This window comes from Polymorphospora sp. NPDC050346, from assembly GCF_040655695.1.
GTDB classification, from domain to species: domain Bacteria; phylum Actinomycetota; class Actinomycetes; order Mycobacteriales; family Micromonosporaceae; genus Polymorphospora; species Polymorphospora lycopeni.
Genome location: NZ_JBFAKM010000037.1, coordinates 19,242 through 36,258 on the forward strand (window position 1 = coordinate 19,242; position 17,017 = coordinate 36,258).

14 protein-coding genes are annotated in these 17,017 nt (G+C 73.1%); 7 read left to right on the forward strand and 7 right to left on the reverse strand.

The genetic code is table 11. The features are described from left to right. Positions 1 to 2,265, reverse strand: a complete 2,265-nt coding sequence (locus AB0I42_RS29250) for a chromosome partitioning protein (RefSeq protein ID WP_357542213.1) — start codon at positions 2,263 to 2,265, stop codon at positions 1 to 3. A 62-nt stretch (positions 2,266 to 2,327) separates the two neighbouring features. Continuing rightward, positions 2,328 to 3,314, reverse strand: coding sequence for a hypothetical protein (locus tag AB0I42_RS29255; RefSeq protein WP_357542215.1), 987 nt, complete (start codon positions 3,312 to 3,314; stop codon positions 2,328 to 2,330). A gap of 127 nt (positions 3,315 to 3,441) precedes the next feature. On the opposite strand from AB0I42_RS29255, the gene AB0I42_RS29260 reads away from it, so the two are divergent. The 3 genes from AB0I42_RS29260 (at position 3,442) to AB0I42_RS29270 (ending at position 6,760) form a co-directional block, all read left to right on the forward strand. Then, positions 3,442 to 4,731, forward strand: coding sequence for an adenylosuccinate synthase (locus AB0I42_RS29260; protein WP_357542217.1), 1,290 nt, complete (start codon positions 3,442 to 3,444; stop codon positions 4,729 to 4,731). 56 nt (positions 4,732 to 4,787) lie between these two features. Then, positions 4,788 to 6,035 (forward strand): phosphoribosylamine--glycine ligase, encoded by a 1,248-nt coding sequence (gene purD, locus AB0I42_RS29265; RefSeq protein WP_357542219.1) that lies wholly within the window; start codon positions 4,788 to 4,790, stop codon positions 6,033 to 6,035. 101 nt (positions 6,036 to 6,136) lie between these two features. Next, the gene (locus AB0I42_RS29270) at positions 6,137 to 6,760 is read left to right on the forward strand and encodes a hypothetical protein (RefSeq protein WP_357542221.1); all 624 of its coding nucleotides are present in this window, start codon (positions 6,137 to 6,139) and stop codon (positions 6,758 to 6,760) included. A 49-nt stretch (positions 6,761 to 6,809) separates the two neighbouring features. On the opposite strand, the gene AB0I42_RS29275 is transcribed toward AB0I42_RS29270, so the two are convergent. The 3 genes from AB0I42_RS29275 to AB0I42_RS29285 all read right to left on the reverse strand — a co-directional run bounded on the left by AB0I42_RS29275 (position 6,810) and on the right by AB0I42_RS29285 (position 9,636). After that, the gene (locus AB0I42_RS29275; RefSeq protein ID WP_357542223.1) at positions 6,810 to 7,262 is read right to left on the reverse strand and encodes an SCP2 sterol-binding domain-containing protein; all 453 of its coding nucleotides are present in this window, start codon (positions 7,260 to 7,262) and stop codon (positions 6,810 to 6,812) included. Positions 7,263 to 7,357: 95 nt separating this feature from the next. Beyond that, positions 7,358 to 8,284: a MaoC/PaaZ C-terminal domain-containing protein gene (locus AB0I42_RS29280; protein WP_357542225.1), complete on the reverse strand. Its 927-nt coding sequence runs from the start codon at positions 8,282 to 8,284 to the stop codon at positions 7,358 to 7,360. Then, the gene (locus AB0I42_RS29285) at positions 8,284 to 9,636 is read right to left on the reverse strand and encodes a 3-oxoacyl-ACP reductase (RefSeq protein ID WP_357542227.1); all 1,353 of its coding nucleotides are present in this window, start codon (positions 9,634 to 9,636) and stop codon (positions 8,284 to 8,286) included. Before AB0I42_RS29285 ends, AB0I42_RS29280 begins: the two co-directional genes overlap by 1 nt. Before the next feature lie 62 nt (positions 9,637 to 9,698). Here AB0I42_RS29285 and AB0I42_RS29290 point away from each other — a divergent pair, with 62 nt between their 5' ends. The 4 genes from AB0I42_RS29290 (at position 9,699) to purB (ending at position 15,687) form a co-directional block, all read left to right on the forward strand. After that, positions 9,699 to 10,991: an acetyl-CoA C-acetyltransferase gene (locus AB0I42_RS29290; RefSeq protein WP_357542229.1), complete on the forward strand. Its 1,293-nt coding sequence runs from the start codon at positions 9,699 to 9,701 to the stop codon at positions 10,989 to 10,991. A gap of 58 nt (positions 10,992 to 11,049) precedes the next feature. Next, positions 11,050 to 12,360: an MFS transporter gene (locus AB0I42_RS29295; RefSeq protein WP_357542231.1), complete on the forward strand. Its 1,311-nt coding sequence runs from the start codon at positions 11,050 to 11,052 to the stop codon at positions 12,358 to 12,360. Positions 12,361 to 12,423: 63 nt separating this feature from the next. After that, positions 12,424 to 14,130 carry a sugar ABC transporter permease gene (locus AB0I42_RS29300; RefSeq protein WP_357542233.1) on the forward strand — a complete coding sequence of 569 codons (1,707 nt, stop codon included), beginning with the start codon at positions 12,424 to 12,426 and terminating at the stop codon, positions 14,128 to 14,130. Between the two features lie 126 nt (positions 14,131 to 14,256). Further along, on the forward strand, positions 14,257 to 15,687 hold the full coding sequence (gene purB / locus AB0I42_RS29305) for an adenylosuccinate lyase (protein WP_357542235.1): 1,431 nt from the start codon (positions 14,257 to 14,259) through the stop codon (positions 15,685 to 15,687). A 43-nt stretch (positions 15,688 to 15,730) separates the two neighbouring features. Here purB and AB0I42_RS29310 read toward each other — a convergent pair whose 3' ends face one another. Together AB0I42_RS29310 and AB0I42_RS29315 are read right to left on the reverse strand one after the other, a co-directional pair. Beyond that, positions 15,731 to 16,156 (reverse strand): heavy metal-binding domain-containing protein, encoded by a 426-nt coding sequence (locus tag AB0I42_RS29310; RefSeq protein WP_357542237.1) that lies wholly within the window; start codon positions 16,154 to 16,156, stop codon positions 15,731 to 15,733. A gap of 128 nt (positions 16,157 to 16,284) precedes the next feature. Beyond that, positions 16,285 to 16,968 carry a DUF1986 domain-containing protein gene (locus AB0I42_RS29315; RefSeq protein WP_357542239.1) on the reverse strand — a complete coding sequence of 228 codons (684 nt, stop codon included), beginning with the start codon at positions 16,966 to 16,968 and terminating at the stop codon, positions 16,285 to 16,287. Between the last annotated feature and the right edge of the window lie 49 nt (positions 16,969 to 17,017).

Genomic DNA, 17,017 nt, shown 5'->3' on the forward strand with positions numbered 1-17,017 from the left:
TCACAACCCGACGGCCACCGCCGCGGCGATCTTCAACCAGGCGTCGCGGGTGGCCGTCGACAACTGCCCGTAACGGACCGGCTCGCCACTGTCGATGAGCCGCTCGTACGGCGCCAACAGCACCGCCCGGGTACGCGCCGAGAAGTGGCGCTCGATCGCCGGCAGGTCGATCTCCTTGCGTGACGGTGGCATCGACACGACGGTGATCGCCTGGCGGACCAGCCGCTGCCGGCCGGTCTGCTCCAGGTGGTCGAGCATCCGGGCGGCCGGTTCGGCCGAGTCGTTGCGGGCCGACATGGTCACCACGAGCTGGTCGGTGGCGTCGATGGCGGCCTGCCAGTTCTCCGCCCGTACGTTGTTGCCGGTGTCCACGAAGATCAACTTGTAGAACCGGCTGACCACCTCGCGGATGTCGCCGAACGCCATCCGGGTCAGCATCTCGCCCGCGGTCGCCGACTCGTCCGAGGCGAGCACGTCGAACATGCCCTCGCCCTGCGCGCGGACGTACTGCGACAGGTCGCCGACCCGGCCGTGCGTGCCCCGGAACTGGTCGAGGTCGCGCAGCAGGTCACGGACCGTACGCGAGTGGAAGTCCTGCTGTGCCCGCATGCCGAGGGTGCCCTGCGTCTCGTTGTTGTCCCAGGCCAGCACGTATCCGCCGCGCTTCTGGCCGAACGTCATCGCGAGCAGCAGGATCGCCACCGTCTTGCCGGCACCGCCCTTGGGGTTGACCACGGTGACCTGACGCAGCCCGCCGAAGTTGCGGCGGACCATCTCGATGTCGTGCTTGATCTCCTGCTCGTAGCGGCCGGGGCGCATCTTGACCAGCCCGAGCGTGGTCTTGTTGACCGCCGCCCGGACCCCCATCGTGGCGACCGGGTCGGGTGGCCGGACCGCCCGCCGCCGGGCGAACTCCTCGGCGGTCGGGATGACCGTTGGCGGCCGGCCGGGACTCGGGGGCCCGCCATACGGCCCGCCCGGCGCACCGGGTGCGGGCTGAACGGGCGCCGGGTGACCGGGTGCGGGCTGACCGGGCGCGGGGTGACCGGGGGCGGGGTGGCCGGCGGCCGGGTGACCGGGCGGTGGCAGCGCGGGGCCGGGCCGGCCCGGCGGCACGCCGGGGGTGTAGACGGAACCCGGATGGCCGTACGGCGGGGCAGCGGGTCCGGTGGGCGGTGGGGCGGCCGGCCCGGTGGGTGCGCCCGGGCCGGGCTGCCCGCCGTGTTCCGCGGCCGGCGGTGCCGAACGGGGAACCCCGGAATGGCCCACGACACCGGGATGGCCCACGACACCGGGATGGCCCCCGGCATCGGGATGGCCCGCGCTGCCGGAATGGTGCCCGGCACCGGGAGGGACGCTGGTCGGGGCGGGGTAGATGCCGTCCGGCGGCGGGCCGGCGGGACGAGGCTCGGGACGGTCGGGCTCGTCGGGGTCGACCGCCGGGGGCACGTCGCGGAGCGGCATCTGGTGGATTCCGGTCGCCTTGTGCGGGGGCGCGTCCACCCCGGGCGCGGCCGGGCCGGAAGGCGCCGGGCCGGAGAGCTCGGGACCGGAGGGCGTCACACCGGAAGTCATCGGGCCGGAGGGCATCGCGCTGGGCGCTGCCGGACCCGGCGCTGGGCCGGGTCGCTCCTGCCAGGTCGGCGCGCCGGGTTGGGCTGTCGGCCCGTACGACCAGGGCGAGACCGGGCGTGGCCCCGGCGGCGGCCCGGGCTGCGCCGGCACCGGGGGTTGCGGTGGCACCGGGGTCGGCTGCTGATCCGGTGGCGGCGGCGCACCCCACGCCGGGGCGGCGGCCCAGGCCGGCCGCGCCGGTGGCTCGGGGCGCGCCGGTGGCTCGGGCCGGGCCGCCGGATCGGGCTGCCCCGTCGGGGCGGGGCCCGGTTCGGGCTGTGCGGTGGGCGCCGGACCCGGTGGCTGCGTCAGGCCGGCATCCGGTCCGGGCGGACCGTCGAGCGGGACCGGCTGGTCGAGGGAGGACGCCCCCGGGCCTTCGGGCGGCTCGGGGCTTCCGGCCGGCCGGGGCGCCTGGTCGCGCCGGTCGCCGAGGATCGGGACCAGCTGGGTCCGCGACGCCACCGCGTGCGGGCGGCCGTGCACCGGCCCGCTCTCCGGTACCTCCCCGTCGGGCTCCTCCGGCGGCCAGTACGGCTCCTCGGACCAGGTCGGGCCGGTCCCGGCGGGCCCCGGCGGAGGCTCCGGACCGGTCCACCTCGGCTCGCTCGCGCCCGGCACGTACAGCCGGTCTGCATGATCGTTCGCCACGGCGGCCTCCCCTCGTCCCTACGAGGATAGGTAAGCCGGCCAGATCGCACCCGCCGCCGACATCAACCGGGGTAGACGGCCCAGGCACCCGGCTCGGTCCACCAGGACCGCTTCCGGCCCAGTTCGCCGGCCACCCCGTCGTCGAGGTACGGCACCTCACCGTCGCGCGGAACGACCGCGGTCGCCCGCCCCCGGGCGCGGCGTACCTCGAGGCGTACCCGTGATCTGCGCCACCGTGACCGGACGGTCACCGGGACCGCCACCGCGACCTCGACCAGGCCGTCGGCCGGGTCGGCGTGGGCCAGCAGGGTCACGTCGGACAGTGCGGCGTAGCCGCCGGCGTTGCCGATCGCGCAGGCGAGCAACGGTTCGTCGCCGTTGCTGAGCACCGTGTCGTCGACCTCGACCCGGCCCCGCCAGGCCAGCGGCCGGCCGGCCTCGTCGGCCCCACCGAGCAGGGCACCGTCGAGAGTGACCGAACCGCCGTCGTTGCGGAGCAGGTCGAGGCGGCGGACCCGGTCGCCGAGCACGGCCGCGGCGACCGCCGCCGGGTCGCGGGGCAGGCCGAGCTGGGCCGCCAGGTCGCGCTGGTCGGCGCCCCGGGCCGGGTCGAGCGGCAGGATGCCGATCGCCGGCAGGTCCGGCAGGGTGCGGTTGGCGGCGAGATCGGCGGGCCGGCGACTGGGCGGTGGGGCGTACCGCCGGACCATCCGGCGTATCACGGCGCGTAACTGCCCGTCGCTGGCCGTAGCCACCACCAGCCGGGTCTTCGCGTCCTCGTCGGGCCAGTCGAGGCCGTCCGGCCGGGCCGGGCCGTCGAGCCGGGCCAAAACCGAGTCGATCTCGGCGTCGGAGTGCGCGGTCACCGTCGTCACCCGGGCGCCGGCCGAGGTGAGCGCGTCCGCGCAGTTCAGCACCGGTACGCGGGGTGTCTCGGCGCACTCGTCGCCGGCCGGTCCGGACGCGCCGCCGCAACAGCCGCCGCCGGTGCCGCAACCCGCCCCGCCGTCGTCGGCGGAGCCGAGCGTGAGCAACACCACGTCGTACACGCCGATGGCCTCCTGCCTCGAGATACAGCCCTTTGCCGGCCGTACCGTAACTTCTTGTTAGCCTGACACCTCGGGCTCGCCACGCGGTCGCCACCTGGCACCCGAGCCCTTCGGAGGCGGGATTTAGATGCCAGCGATCGTGCTCATCGGCGCTCAGTGGGGCGACGAGGGCAAGGGCAAGGTTACCGACCTGCTGGGCGAGCGGGTCGACTACGTGGTGCGCTACTCGGGCGGCAACAACGCCGGCCACACGGTGATCACCCCCGACGGCCAGAAGTACGCCCTGCACCTGATGCCCTCCGGGGCACTGTCACCCAACGCGATGATCGTCATCGGCAACGGTGTCGTGGTCGACCCGAAAGTGCTGCTCGCCGAGATCGACGGCCTCGCCGAGCGCGGCGTCGACGTGTCCCGACTGCGGATCTCCGGCGACGCGCACCTGATCATGCCGCACCACCGGGCGATGGACCGGGTGGTCGAGCGCTACCTCGGCTCGTCGCGGATCGGCACCACCGGCCGGGGCATCGGCCCGGCGTACGGCGACAAGGTCGCCCGGATGGGCATCCGGCTGCAGGACCTGCTCGACCCGGGCATCCTGCGCAAGAAGCTGGACCTGGTGCTGCGGGAGAAGAACCAGATCCTGTTCAAGGTCTACAACCGCAAGGGCCTGGAGGCCGACGCGGTCGCCGAGGAATACCTGGAGTACGCCGAGCGGCTGCGGCCGTACATCGCGGAGACCCGCACGATGCTCTGGGACGCCCTCGACCGGGGCGAGACCGTGCTGATGGAGGGCGCCCAGGCGACCATGCTCGACATGGACCACGGCACCTATCCCTTCGTGACGTCGTCCAACCCGACCGCCGGCGGGGCGTGTGTCGGCGCCGGGATTCCGCCGACCGCCATCTCCAAGGTCATCGGCGTGACGAAGGCGTACACCACGCGGGTCGGGTCGGGGCCGTTCCCGACCGAACTGTTCGACGACAACGGCGTACACCTGCGCAAGATCGGTGCCGAGTACGGCACCACCACCGGTCGCGAGCGCCGGTGCGGCTGGTTCGACGCGGTGGTGGCCCGCTACGCCACCCGCCTCAACGGCATCACCGACCTGGTGGTGACCAAGCTCGACGTGCTGACCGGCCTGGAGAAGGTGCCGATCTGCGTCGGCTACGAGATCAACGGCGAGCGGTTCGACGACATGCCGATGACGCAGACCGACTTCCACCACGCCGTGCCCGTCTACGAGGAGCACGACGGCTGGTGGGAGGACATTTCCAAGGCCCGCACCGAGGCGGACCTGCCGGAGAACGCCCGCCGCTACATCGCCCGGATCGAGGAACTCTGCGGCACGAAGGTGTCCGTGGTCGGGGTCGGCCCCGGCCGTGAAGAGAACGTCGTCCGCCACCCGCTGCTGCCGTAGGGCCTCCGTTCCCACTCTTCCCCCAAGGAAATCCCACTCTTCCCCCAAGGAAAACAGTGCGCGTACTTCTCATCGGTGGTGGCGGGCGTGAGCACGCCCTCGCGCTCGGGCTCGCCGCCGACCCGTCCGTCGACCACCTGATCGCCGCACCCGGCAACCCGGGTATCGCCGAGGTCGCCGAGTTGCGGACGGTCACCCCGACCGATCCCGACGCGGTCGCGGCGCTCGCCGTCGAGACCAACGCCGACCTGGTGGTGATCGGCCCGGAGGCGCCGCTGGTGGCCGGGGTCGCCGACGCCGTACGCGCCAAGGGGGTCGCCGTGTTCGGCCCGTCCGCCGCCGCCGCGCGGCTGGAGGGCTCGAAGACGTACGCGAAGGAGATCATGGCGGCGGCCGGGGTGCCGACCGCCCGCGCCCACACCTGCACCGACCCGGACGCGGCGGCTCGGGCGCTCGACGACTTCGGTGCCCCGTACGTGGTGAAGGACGACGGCCTTGCCGCCGGCAAGGGGGTCGTGGTCACCGACGACCGGGAGGCCGCGCTGCGGCACGCCGCCGAGTGCGGCCGAGTGGTGATCGAGGAGTACCTGTCCGGCCCCGAGGTCTCGCTCTTCGTGGTCACCGACGGCGAGGCGGCGGTGCCGTTGCTGCCGGCCCAGGACTTCAAGCGGGTCGGCGACGGTGACACCGGGCCGAACACCGGGGGGATGGGGGCGTACGCGCCGCTGCCGTGGGCGCCCCCTGGCCTCGTCGATGAGGTGATGGCCCAGGTGGTGCACCCGACGCTGGCGGAGCTGCGCCGGGCCGGGAACCCGTTCGCCGGCCTGCTCTACGTCGGCCTGGCGATCACCGCCGACGGTCCCCGGGTGATCGAGTTCAACGCCCGCTTCGGCGACCCGGAGACGCAGGTGGTCCTCGCCCTGCTGGAGACGCCGCTGGCCGGCCTGCTGCACGCGGCGGCGACCGGCACGCTGGCCGGGCACCCGCCGCTGCGCTGGCGCCCCGGCGCCGGGGTGACCGTGGTCGTCGCGTCGGACGGCTACCCGGCGGCGCCGCGCACCGGAGACGTGATCACCGGTGCCGACCGGCCGGGCATCATCCACGCCGGCACCCGCCGGGCCGACGACGGCGCACTGCTGTCGGCCGGCGGCCGGGTGCTCTGCGCCACGGCGACCGGCGCCGACCTGGCCGCCGCCCGGGAGACCGCGTACGCCCTGGTCGACGGCGTACGGCTGGACGGCTCGCACCACCGCGGCGACATCGCGCTCGCCGCCGCCGAGGGCCGGGTGACGCTGCCCGGCTGACGCTGCCGGCACGAAAGCGGGATTCGCGGATGTCGCTGCGTTCCTAGCGTGGAACACATCACCGGTCGTGCGGCCGGGGTGATTCCCGCTAGGAGCGAATCATGAAGCTGTCCACCACGACCCGCCGGGTGACCGGGTCCGTCACCGGCCGGGCCGCACTCGTCTTCGCCGGGGGTGCGCTCGCCCTGCTGGCCACCGGCTGCAGTGTGCAGGTGACTCCGGCGCCGGGCGGCACTCCAAGCGCCGCGCCGGTCGAGTCGACCGCCCCGGCCCAGCCGACCGGTGAAGCCTCGCCCGTGGTCAGCGCCACGCCGGCCGGGCTACCCGGCGGGTTGCCCGGCGGCCTGCCGACCAAGGGCGCTCCGGGGGGCGGCCACCCGACCCAGGGCGGCGGGCACCCGACGAAGCCGCCGGCCGGCGGCACGTCGATCGTCTATTTCAAGGTCGTCCAGAAGCCGACCTGTCCGAGCGGCACCGACCCGGGCCGGTCGCTGATCGTCGGGTGGAAGACCACCGGCGCGACGGCGGTCGCGCTGTCGGCCGACAACCCCGGCATGGTGGGCAGCTACGGCACCTACCACGGCAACGAGGGTTCGCAGGAGTTCTCGTTCTCGTGCGCGGACAAGGGCAACACCGAGACGCACACCTACACGATCCACACGATCGGCGACGGCCCGCAGCGGTCGAAGACCATCAACGTCTCGTTGCGGGTGCCGCAGAGCTGAACGACGACCGGGTCGGCGCCACCGGCGCCGACCCGACCGCTGCGCCCGGCTACGCCTTCGGGATGTCGAAGAGGTTCGGGATGCTGGCGGCCAGCGCCATGTCGCCCTTCGCCTTCACCTTGCCGGTCATGAAGAGCATGACCGGGTTGGCGCTGCCCGAGATGATCTTCAGGAACTCGACCGGGCCGACGGTCAGGGTCAGCTTCGGCTCGCGCTGCGGCGGCTTCGCGGTGGTGCAGGTACCGTTCTCGATCACGACCTCGTACGTGTCGGAGCCGCCGTCCGGGGCGCCGGTGATGGCCCAGTGCAGCACCGTGTTGGTGTTGGCGCCCTTGTCGGCGCGGAAGAGCGAAGGCATCCGGTTGAACACCTCGTCGAGGACCTTGCCACGTACGTCGCTCTGCATCACCTGCGCGATCTGCGCGTCCGGGGTGGCCTTGACGAGCCTGGCGAACTCCTGGGGCTCTACCGAGGCGAACGTGGCCGGGTCGAAGTCGGTCATCGCTGATACCTTCCGCCGGTCGAGAAACTTACTGACAAGTAACCTTATGCAGGAGCAGGGACGGCGGCAAGCCGGCCATGCCCGCCGACGGCCGGTTATTCGGGAGTGACGGTACCGGTCAGGTGCGGCCGGCCCGACCGCGCGTCGTGCAGGGCGAAACTCCAGGCCGGACTGGCGCTGAAGGCGACCGTCGCCGGCAGCAGGATCGGCAGCTTGAAGGCCGCCTCCACGGTGTAGGCGTCCGGCAGCCGGCCCTCCAACGCGGCCAGGCAGCGGGCCTTGCTCCACATGCCGTGCGCGATCGGGCGGGCGAAACCGAACAGCCGCGCCCCGATCCGGGACGTGTGGATCGGGTTGTGGTCGCCGGACACCCGCGCGTACTCCGTACCCACCCGGGGCTCGACCCGGAAGCGGCCGGAAGCGGCCGGCGGCGCGGGACGGTCACCCGGGTCGCGCCCGTCCCGGTCGCCGGTGGTGCGCTCCCGCCGCAGGTACGTCGACACGCCGCGCCACACCACCTCGCCGGCGACCGACGCGGTGGCGAGCACGTCGAACTGCCGGCCCCGTGGATGCGGCCGCAGGTCGGCGGCCCGGACCGACAGGTCGAGTGGCTCGTTCGCGTCGACCGGGCGTTCGACGGTGACCCGGTTGGCCACGTGCACGAGCCCGACCAGCGGAAACGGGAAGTCCGGCGCCGACATCAGCCGCATCGCCAGGGGAAAGGCGAGGACGTGCGGATAGGTGGCCGGCAGCGTGTCGGTGAGCCGGAACCCGCACACCCGGTCGTACGCGGCCAGGTGGCCGCGGTCGACGGTGACCCCGCGCAGCCGCAACTCCAGCCCGGGCAGGCTGTCGCCGCCGCGCCGGCCACCGAGGCCGGGCACCAGCCCGATCGCCGCCTGCCGGTAGAGCGCGCCGACGGCGGGTGGACTGGTCAGCACCAGCGTGCCGGCGGGCCGGGGCGCGCCGTCCTTCGTACCGGGGGTGCCGTCGGCGGGGTCGGTCGTCGGGTCCTCGCTCATCACGCCCCCAGCAGGCTCTGGCCGCAGACCCGGACCACGTTGCCGGTCACCCCGCCCGAGCCCGGCGAGGCGTACCAGGCGATCGTCTCGGCCACGTCGACCGGCAGGCCGCCCTGGGCCATGCTGTTCATCCGCCGCCCGGCCTCGCGCAGCGCCAGCGGCATCTTCGCGGTCATCTTCGTCTCGATGAAGCCGGGAGCGACGGCGTTGACGGTCACGCCCCGCTCGGCCAGGACCGGCGCCATCGACTCGACCAGCCCGATCACCCCGGCCTTCGAGGTCGCGTAGTTGGTCTGCCCCCGGTTGCCGGCGATCCCGGCGATCGACGCCACCCCGATCAGCCGGCCACCCTCGGGCAGCAGATCACGTTCCAGCAGTACGTCGTTGATGCGCTCCTGACTGGACAGGTTGACGTCGAGTACGGCGTCCCAGCGGGCGGCGTCCATCCGGCCGAGCGTCTTGTCCCGGGTGATGCCGGCGTTGTGCACGACGACGTCGACCCGGCCGTGCCGGGCGGCGAGGTGGTCGGCGAGCCGGGCGGGCGCGTCGGCGGCGGTCAGGTCGAGCTGCAACGCGGTGCCGCCGATCGAGTTCGCGACGTCGGCGAGCGCGTCACCGGCCGCCGGTACGTCGAGCGCCACGACATGGGCACCGTCGCGGGCCAGCACCCGGGCGATGGCCGCACCGATGCCCCGCGCCGCGCCGGTGACCAGGGCGACCTTGCCGTCCAGCGGCCGTTCCCAGTCGGCCGGCACCGTCCCGGCGCCACCGGTGCCGATCCGGACCACCTGGCCGGAGACGTACGCGGAACGCCCGGAGAGCAGGAACCGGACGGTGCTCTCCACCGCCGTCTCGGCGCCGGGGGCGACGTAGACGAGCTGGGCCGTGCTGCCCCGGCCGAACTCCTTGCCGATGCTGCGGGTCAGGCCCTCCAGGGCGCGCTGGGCGGTGGCCTCGCGCGGGGTGGCACACAGGTCCGGCGGGGTGCCGAACACGATCACCCGCCCCGAGCCCTTCAACGCCCGGGCGTGCGGGTGGAAGAAGTCGTAGAGCCGGCGCAGGCCGGTCGAGTCGGTGATGCCGGTGGCGTCGTAGACCAGGGCGGCGTCCGTACGGCCGCCCGGCTGCGCGGTCGTGCCCGGGTCGCGTACGTCGACACCGGCGGCGGTGAGCAGCTTGGCGACCGGTTCGCGCAGCCGCCCGCCCGGCGCGGCGTCGAGCACCACCGGTCCGGTGACCAGCGGATCGCCGGGGCGGTAGCGGCGCAACCGGGGCGGGTCGGGCAGGCCGAGCCGCTTGACCAGCGCCTTGCCGGGGCCCGAGTTGGCGAAGCTCGCGTACCTGTCGCTCATGCGAATAGAGCGTACTGGCGGGTAGGTTGGCGGCAAGTCCAGAACGTGCAGGAGGCGGGATCGTGCAGACCATCCGGCGGGTCGCGGTGATCGGTGGCAACCGCATCCCCTTCGCCCGGTCCAACGGGCGCTACGCGACCGCCACCAACCAGGACATGCTCACCGCCGCCCTGGACGGGTTGGTGGCCCGGTTCGGGCTCGCCGGCCAGCGGCTCGGGGAGGTCGTCGCCGGTGCGGTGCTCAAGCACGCCCGCGACTTCAACCTCACCCGCGAGGTGGTGCTCGGCTCGAAGCTCGACCCGCGCACCCCGGCGTACGACATCCAGCAGGCGTGCGGCACCGGACTGGAGGCCGCGATCCTGGTCGCCAACAAGATCGCCCTCGGGCAGATCGAGGTCGGTGTGGCCGGCGGCGTCGACACCACCTCCGACGCCCCCTTGCAGCTCAACGAGGAGATGCGGCGCACCCTGCTGGAGATCAACTCGGCGCGGACCCTCGGCGCCCGGCTGCGGGCCGCCAGCCGGCTGCGCCCGCACCAGCCGTTCCGGCCCGAGTTGCCGCGCAACGCCGAGCCGCGCACCGGACTGTCGATGGGCGAGCACGCGACGATCACCGCCGTCAGGTGGGACATCGGCCGGGCAGAGCAGGACGCCCTCGCGCTGGAGTCGCACCAGCGGCTCGCGGCAGCGTACGACAAGGGCTTCTTCGACGATCTCGTCACGCCCTACCAGGGGCTGACCCGCGACCAGAACCTGCGGCCGGACACCTCGCTGGAGAAGCTCGGCAAGCTCAGGCCGGTCTTCGGCACCCGGGGGCCGGACGCCGACCGGGCCACCATGACCGCCGGCAACTCGTCGCCGCTGACCGACGGCGCGTCGACGGTCCTGCTCGCCTCCGAGGAGTGGGCCGCCGCGCACAAGCTGCCGGTGCTCGCCTATCTCGGACCGTCCGAGGTGGCCGCCGTCGACTTCGTGCACGGCGACGAGGGGCTGCTGATGGCCCCGGCGTACGCCGTACCGCGACTGCTGGCCCGGGCCGGGCTGACGTTGCGGGACTTCGACTACTACGAGATCCACGAGGCGTTCGCGTCGCAGGTGCTGGCCACCCTGGCCGCCTGGGAGTCGCCGGAGTTCTGCAAGGACCGGCTCGGGCTCGACGCCCCGCTCGGCGCGATCGACCGGGATCGGCTCAACGTCAACGGTTCGTCGCTGGCCGCCGGACACCCGTTCGCCGCGACCGGCGGCCGGATCGTCGCCACGCTGGCCAAGCTGCTCGCCGAGAAGGGTTCCGGACGCGGCCTGATCTCCATCTGCGCGGCCGGCGGCCAGGGAGTGGTCGCCATCCTCGAACGCTGACCTTGATCGACGGGAACGGGGTCGCCCGGCGTCCGGCCGAACCCTAGGGTCTGTCCACGTGAACTGGTCACAGACGTTCGCCCCGCTGCGCAACCGGGCGTTCCGCTACCTGGTCGCCGGCCGCACGGTCAGCGTGCTCGGCAACGCCGTCGCCCCGATCGCGCTCGCCTTCGCCGTGCTCGACCTGACCGGTTCGGCCCGCGACCTCGGGCTCGTCGTCGGCGCGCGGTCCCTGGCCAACGTCCTGTTCCTGCTGATCGGCGGGGTGATCGCCGACCGGTTGCCCCGGCACCTGGTGATGGTCGGCGCCAACCTGCTCGCGGCCGGGACCCAGGCCGCCATCGCGGCGGCCGTGCTCACCGGCACCGCGACGATCCCGCTGCTGCTCGGCCTCTCCGCGGTCAACGGGATCACCGCCGCGCTGGCCCAGCCGGCCACCGCCGCGGTGATCGGCCAGATCGTGCCGAAGGAGTCCCGACAGCAGGCCAACGCGATCAACCGGCTCGGGTTCGCCAGCGCGGCCATCTTCGGCGCCTCGCTCGGCGGTCTGCTCGTCGCCGCCATCGGTCCCGGGTGGGGACTGGCCGTCGACGCCGCCGCCTTCGCCGTCGCGGCCGGGCTCTTCGTGATGGTCCGGGTGCCCAGGGCCAGCGCCGCCGAGCGGACCGGGTCGGCCCCGAACGTCTTCCGCGAACTGCGTGAGGGCTGGACCGAGTTCAGTTCGCGGACCTGGCTCTGGGCGGTGGTGCTCGGCTTCTGCCTGCTCAACGCCGCCTACGTCGGTGGGGTCAACGTGCTCGGGCCGGTCATCGCCGACGACAGCTTCGGCCGGGCCGGGTGGGGCCTGGTGCTGGCCACGCAGACCGTCGGCATGATCGTCGGTGCGCTGGTCGCCCTGCGGCTGCGGATCCGCCGTTTCCTGTTCTTCGGGGTGGCCTGCATGGCCGCCCCGGCCCTGCTGCTCGGCGGCCTGGCGCTGGCGCCGTATCTGATCGTGCTGGTGGGCGCGGCGTTCCTGACCGGGCTCGCCATGGAGCAGTTCGGCATCGCCTGGGAGACGACGATGCAGGAGCACGTGCCCGGCGACAAACTCGCCCGGGTCTACTCCTACGACATGCTCGGCTCCTTCCTGGCCATCCCGATCGGTCAGGTCGCGGTCGGTCCGCTGGCCGAGGCCCTCGGCACCCGGGTCACCATGCTCGGGGCCGCCGTGCTGGTCCTGATCGCGGTGCTCGGCATGCTGGCCAGCCGCGACGTACGCCGGCTCGAACACCGCCTGGACCCACCCGCCGTCCCGGTGACCGCCGCTCCGGTGGCCGGTGCCCCGGCCGCCGCGGCCGACCCGGGTGACCTGCTGACGAAGTCCTGACCAGGGCATCGACTGGATGGGCGTTGCTAGCATCCAGCGGCATGACTGTCGAGGTGTCGACGCATGACGTCTGAGCAGCCGTTCCCGGCCCCACCGGCACATCTGTCCGCCGATCCGGGCCGGGCCGCCGATCTGAACCGGGCCGCCGATCCGGGCCGGGCCGCCGGTCCGAGCCGACCCGTCCGTACCGTCGTCGGGCTGCTCCTGCTGCTGCCCGCGCTCCTCGCCCTGCTGTGGTCCTACGTCCTGCCGTCGGTGTCCACACTGGTCAAGAGCTTCCAGCGGGATCCGCTGATCGGCACCGTCGAGCAGGTCGGCGGCGCCAACTACGAGCGGATCCTCGAGATGGGGTTCCTCGGGGCGTTCAGCTTCGCGCTGGCGCTCGGGCTGGTGCCGCTGCTGTGTGCACTCCTGGTCGCACCGCTGCTGGCTGTCGTCGCCGACCGCGCCGGTCGGGCCGCCCGCCTGGTCACCCGGGGCCTGCTCGCCCTGCCCCTGGCCGGATACGCCCCGGTGGCCGTCCTGGTGTTCTGGATGATGCACCGGTCCGACCCGCGGGCGCTGAGCGAGAGCCCTTGGCTCACCCTGATCTGGATCGTCGGCATCACGTCGTTCGGGCTGGTCGTCGGCGTCGCCGCGACGTTCTTCCTGAGTGCGTTGCGCGGCCGGCGGGCCGGTGGTCGCCCGGGGCCGGCGATGCTGGTCACCGGCGCCGTGCTCGCCCTCGGCGTCGTCGCGGCGGCCCTGCAGACCTACACCGTGCCGGCGCTGCTCACCGGCGGCGGGCCGGCCCGCAGCACGGTGACGCCGGTGCTCGACGCGATGCAGAACAGCCTGATCCGGATGGAGCTGGGGCCAGGTTCGGCGATCTCCACCATCCTGCTCGCGGTGCTCGGCGTGCTGGGCCTGACCACCGTCGGGCTGTTGCTGATCACCCGGGCGAGGATCGAGTGGGACGGCTGGCGCGACCGGCCCGCGTCCCCTGGAATCCCGCCGGCGCCGTCCGGAATCCCACCGGAGCGTGCCGGTCGCCCGTTCTTCCTGGTCCTGCTGGTGGTCGCGTTGGTCGGCTTCCTGGCGGTGACCGCCTACGCCGTCCTGTTCCCGTGGCTGCGGGCCGCCTTCAGCGACGGCGAGTTGCCGATGGGTGCCACCAGCGGCGGGATCTTCGTCAACACCTGGTTCCCGCCGCTGATCGGCGCGGTGGTCTCGGTCACCCTGGCCGCCGTCGGCGGCTTCGCGATCGGCGGTCTCCGCCCGCTCGGCCGGTGGAGCGAGATCCTGCTGCTGCTCTTCGCTCCGTGGCTCTTCGTCGGCACCGGTCCGCTGGCCATCGCCAACTACCTGCGCGCCCGCGATCTCGACCAGATCGACTCCCTGATCGGGCTGATCCCGCCCGGCTGGGTCTCGATTCCCGCGCTGGTCGCGTTCACGTTGCTGTTCCGTGGCCTGGAGCCGCGCTGGCGGGCGGGCGGCGGGTTCGCCCGTACGGTCCTGCTTCCGGCGCTGCCGTTGCTTCCGCTCGCCGTGGTGGTGTCGTGGCTGATCAGCGCGCAGCAGCTGCTCTGGCCGTGGCTGATCGGTCAGGGGCCCGGCAGCTGGACCGCCGGCCTGGTCGCCCAGCAGGCGCTGTACCGGCGGATCGCCACCGACGACGCCGCACTGGCACTGGTGCTGCCGTTGCCGATGATGCTGCTGTTCCTTCTCGTCCTGGTCGCGGCGCAGATCACCTACCTGGACCGCCTGGCCATCCGCGTCGGCCGTCGCTGAGCCCCACCCCCGCGATCTTGCGGTTGTCGCCCTCCATTCCCGGCAAATGGGGGAGACAAGTGCAAGATCGCGGGAGGCTCGGTAGGAGCGGCTGAGCGGGACCGGGGCCGTGAAAGACTGCGGTACGTGACGAAACCGCAGGTGCCCAACGTTCTCGCCGGCCGCTATGCCTCTCCCGAACTCGTTCGACTCTGGTCGCCCGAGGAGAAGATCCGGATGGAGCGGCGGCTCTGGCTGGCCGTACTCCGGGCGCAGCGGGACCTCGGCATCGAGCTGCCCGACGGGGTGGTCGAGGCGTACGAGGCGGCCGTCGACGACGTTGACCTCGAGTCGATCGCGGCCCGCGAGCGGCTGACCCGGCACGACGTGAAGGCGCGGATCGAGGAGTTCAGTGCGCTGGCCGGGCACGAGCACGTCCACAAGGGAATGACCTCCCGCGACCTGACCGAGAACGTCGAGCAGCTCCAGATCCGGGCTTCGCTGGAACTCGTACGCGACCGCGTCGTCGCCACCCTGGCCCGGCTGGCCCGGCTCGCGGTCGAGCATTCCGACCTGGTGCTCGCCGGGCGCTCGCACAACGTCGCCGCCCAGGCCACCACGCTCGGCAAGCGGTTCGCGTCCGCGGCCGAGGAACTCCTGATCGCCTACGAGCGGATCGAAGACCTGATCGGGCGATACCCGTTGCGTGGCATCAAGGGGCCGGTCGGCACCGCCGCCGACCAGCTCGACCTCTTCGACGGCGACGCGGGGCGGGTGGCCGAGCTGGAGCGCCGGGTCGCCGCGCACCTCGGGTTCAGCCGGGTGCTCGACAGCGTCGGCCAGGTCTATCCGCGGTCGCTCGACTTCGACGTGGTCGCCGCGCTCGCGCAGACGGCCGCGGCGCCGTCGTCGCTGGCCCTCACCATCCGGCTGATGGTCGGTCAGGAGCTGGCGACCGAGGGCTTCAAGCCCGGCCAGGTCGGGTCCAGCGCCATGCCGCACAAGATGAACACCCGCTCCAGCGAGCGGGTCAACGGCTTCGCCGTGATCCTGCGCGGCTACCTGTCGATGGTCGGCGAGCTGGCCGGCGACCAGTGGAACGAGGGCGACGTCTCCTGCTCGGTGGTCCGCCGGGTGGCCCTGCCCGACGCGTTCTTCGCCGCCGACGGGCTCTTCCAGACCTTCCTGACCGTGCTCGACGAGTTCGGGGCCTACCCGGCGGTGATCGCCCGGGAACTCGACCGCTACCTGCCGTTCCTGGCCACGACCAGGATCCTGGTGGCGGCCGTACGTCGCGGGGTGGGTCGGGAGGTCGCCCACGAGGTGATCAAGGAGCACGCGGTGGCGGTGGCGCTGGCGATGCGGGAGAAGGGGATCGCCGAGAACGATCTCTTCGACCGGCTCGCCGCGGACGGCCGGCTCGGGCTCGGCCGGGCCGAGATCGACGCGCTGGTGGCCGACCGGGGTGCTTTCGTCGGGGCGGCCGCCGCCCAGGTGCGGGCGGTCGCGGACCGGGTCGCGACGGTGGTCGCCGCGCACCCCGACGCGGCGGCGTACGACCCGGCACCGATCCTCTGACCCGGCCGGCCGTCCGGCGGGCCCGGTCGGGTCCGCCGGAGGGTCAGCCCTCGCGGACCGGCAGCCCCTCGATCGGCGCGGTGTCCTCCTCGTCGTCGTCCACGTCCGGTCCACGCCCCTCCCGTTCCCAGCGGTCGACCGGGCCGGAGTCGTGCGGTAGACGGGCGACGACGACGGCGGTGCCGTACGCGCACATCTCCATCCACATCAGGCCGACCTCGCGGTGTTCGAACCGCATCGCGAGTACGGCGTTGGCGCCCATGAGTTCGGCCGAGGCGCCGAGTTTCGTCAGCGCACTGACCCGCCAGCGCTGGAGGTGGTCCGACGCCTTGGGGTGGAGGAAGTTGCCACGAAGGGTCTTCACGCCTTCCGAGAACGGGTTGCGGGTACGCGGCACCGAGACGATCACCTGTCCGATGACGTGTCGTACCTCGTAACCGGGTAATGAATCCGTGGTAACCACCATCATGCTGCGATGCTAGGCATGTCGGATGTATCCCAATAGCGAGGTTCTGTTCAGCTGACCGCAGTCTGCGAAACGGCGCGGCGCGGACGCCCGGGTCATCCGAGCATCCGCGCCGCACGCGGGACAGGTCGTCAGACGCCGGCCACCGAGGTGATCCAGGCGCGGTTGTACGCGACGCTGCCGTAGTTCTGGATGTTGACGCCGTCGGCGGTCGAGGCGACACCGACCTGGGCGCCGTTGTAGAACTGCGGGCCGCCCGAGTCACCGCGCCAGGCGTTGCCGTTGATCCGCGTGCTGCGGATCGCCCGGCCGCCGTACGCGTCGGTGACGCTGGTGCTGGTCACCCGGACCGACGCGGTCTTGAGAACGGTCGACGCCGAGCAGCCGCTGTAGCAGGTCATGCCCCAGCCGAAGATGGTGTTGGTGGAGTTGACCGGCGGGTAGCTGTTGGACAGCGTGACGGCCCCGCTGGTGACCGGGCTGTTCAGGCGCAGCAGCGCGAGGTCGTACTGGCCGTAGGAGGCGGTGACGTTGCGGGTCACGCCGCCCGAGGTGCGGTTGACGCTGCCGATCCGCACCGACATGGTGCCGCTGACACAGTGCCGGGCGGTGAGCACCCAGTTGGCCGCGATGACCGAGCCGGAGCAGGTGAACGAGCCGTTGCTGAAGACGGCCGCGGCCCACGGGGCGGACGAGACGGTGCCGCCGCCGATGATCGGGTCCGGGCCGACGGGGGCGGCCGTGGCGACCGACGGGGCGGCCACCACGCCGACGAGGGCGGTGGCCAGCGTGGCCAGGGCGAGACGAGCGCGCATGGATGGGCTCCTTCCGAGGGGGTTTGCCCGGCGGGGGTTGGCCGGGTCG

Coding starts and splice junctions, on each gene's coding strand:
- AB0I42_RS29260 (WP_357542217.1), top strand. CDS start 3,442: ATGCCAGCGATCGTGCTCATCGGCGCTCAGTGGGGCGACGAGGGCAAG.
- AB0I42_RS29270 (WP_357542221.1), top strand. CDS start 6,137: ATGAAGCTGTCCACCACGACCCGCCGGGTGACCGGGTCCGTCACCGGC.
- AB0I42_RS29275 (WP_357542223.1), bottom strand. CDS start 7,262: ATGACCGACTTCGACCCGGCCACGTTCGCCTCGGTAGAGCCCCAGGAG.
- AB0I42_RS29280 (WP_357542225.1), bottom strand. CDS start 8,284: ATGAGCGAGGACCCGACGACCGACCCCGCCGACGGCACCCCCGGTACG.
- AB0I42_RS29285 (WP_357542227.1), bottom strand. CDS start 9,636: ATGAGCGACAGGTACGCGAGCTTCGCCAACTCGGGCCCCGGCAAGGCG.
- AB0I42_RS29300 (WP_357542233.1), top strand. CDS start 12,424: ATGACGTCTGAGCAGCCGTTCCCGGCCCCACCGGCACATCTGTCCGCC.
- AB0I42_RS29310 (WP_357542237.1), bottom strand. CDS start 16,156: ATGATGGTGGTTACCACGGATTCATTACCCGGTTACGAGGTACGACAC.
- AB0I42_RS29315 (WP_357542239.1), bottom strand. CDS start 16,968: ATGCGCGCTCGTCTCGCCCTGGCCACGCTGGCCACCGCCCTCGTCGGC.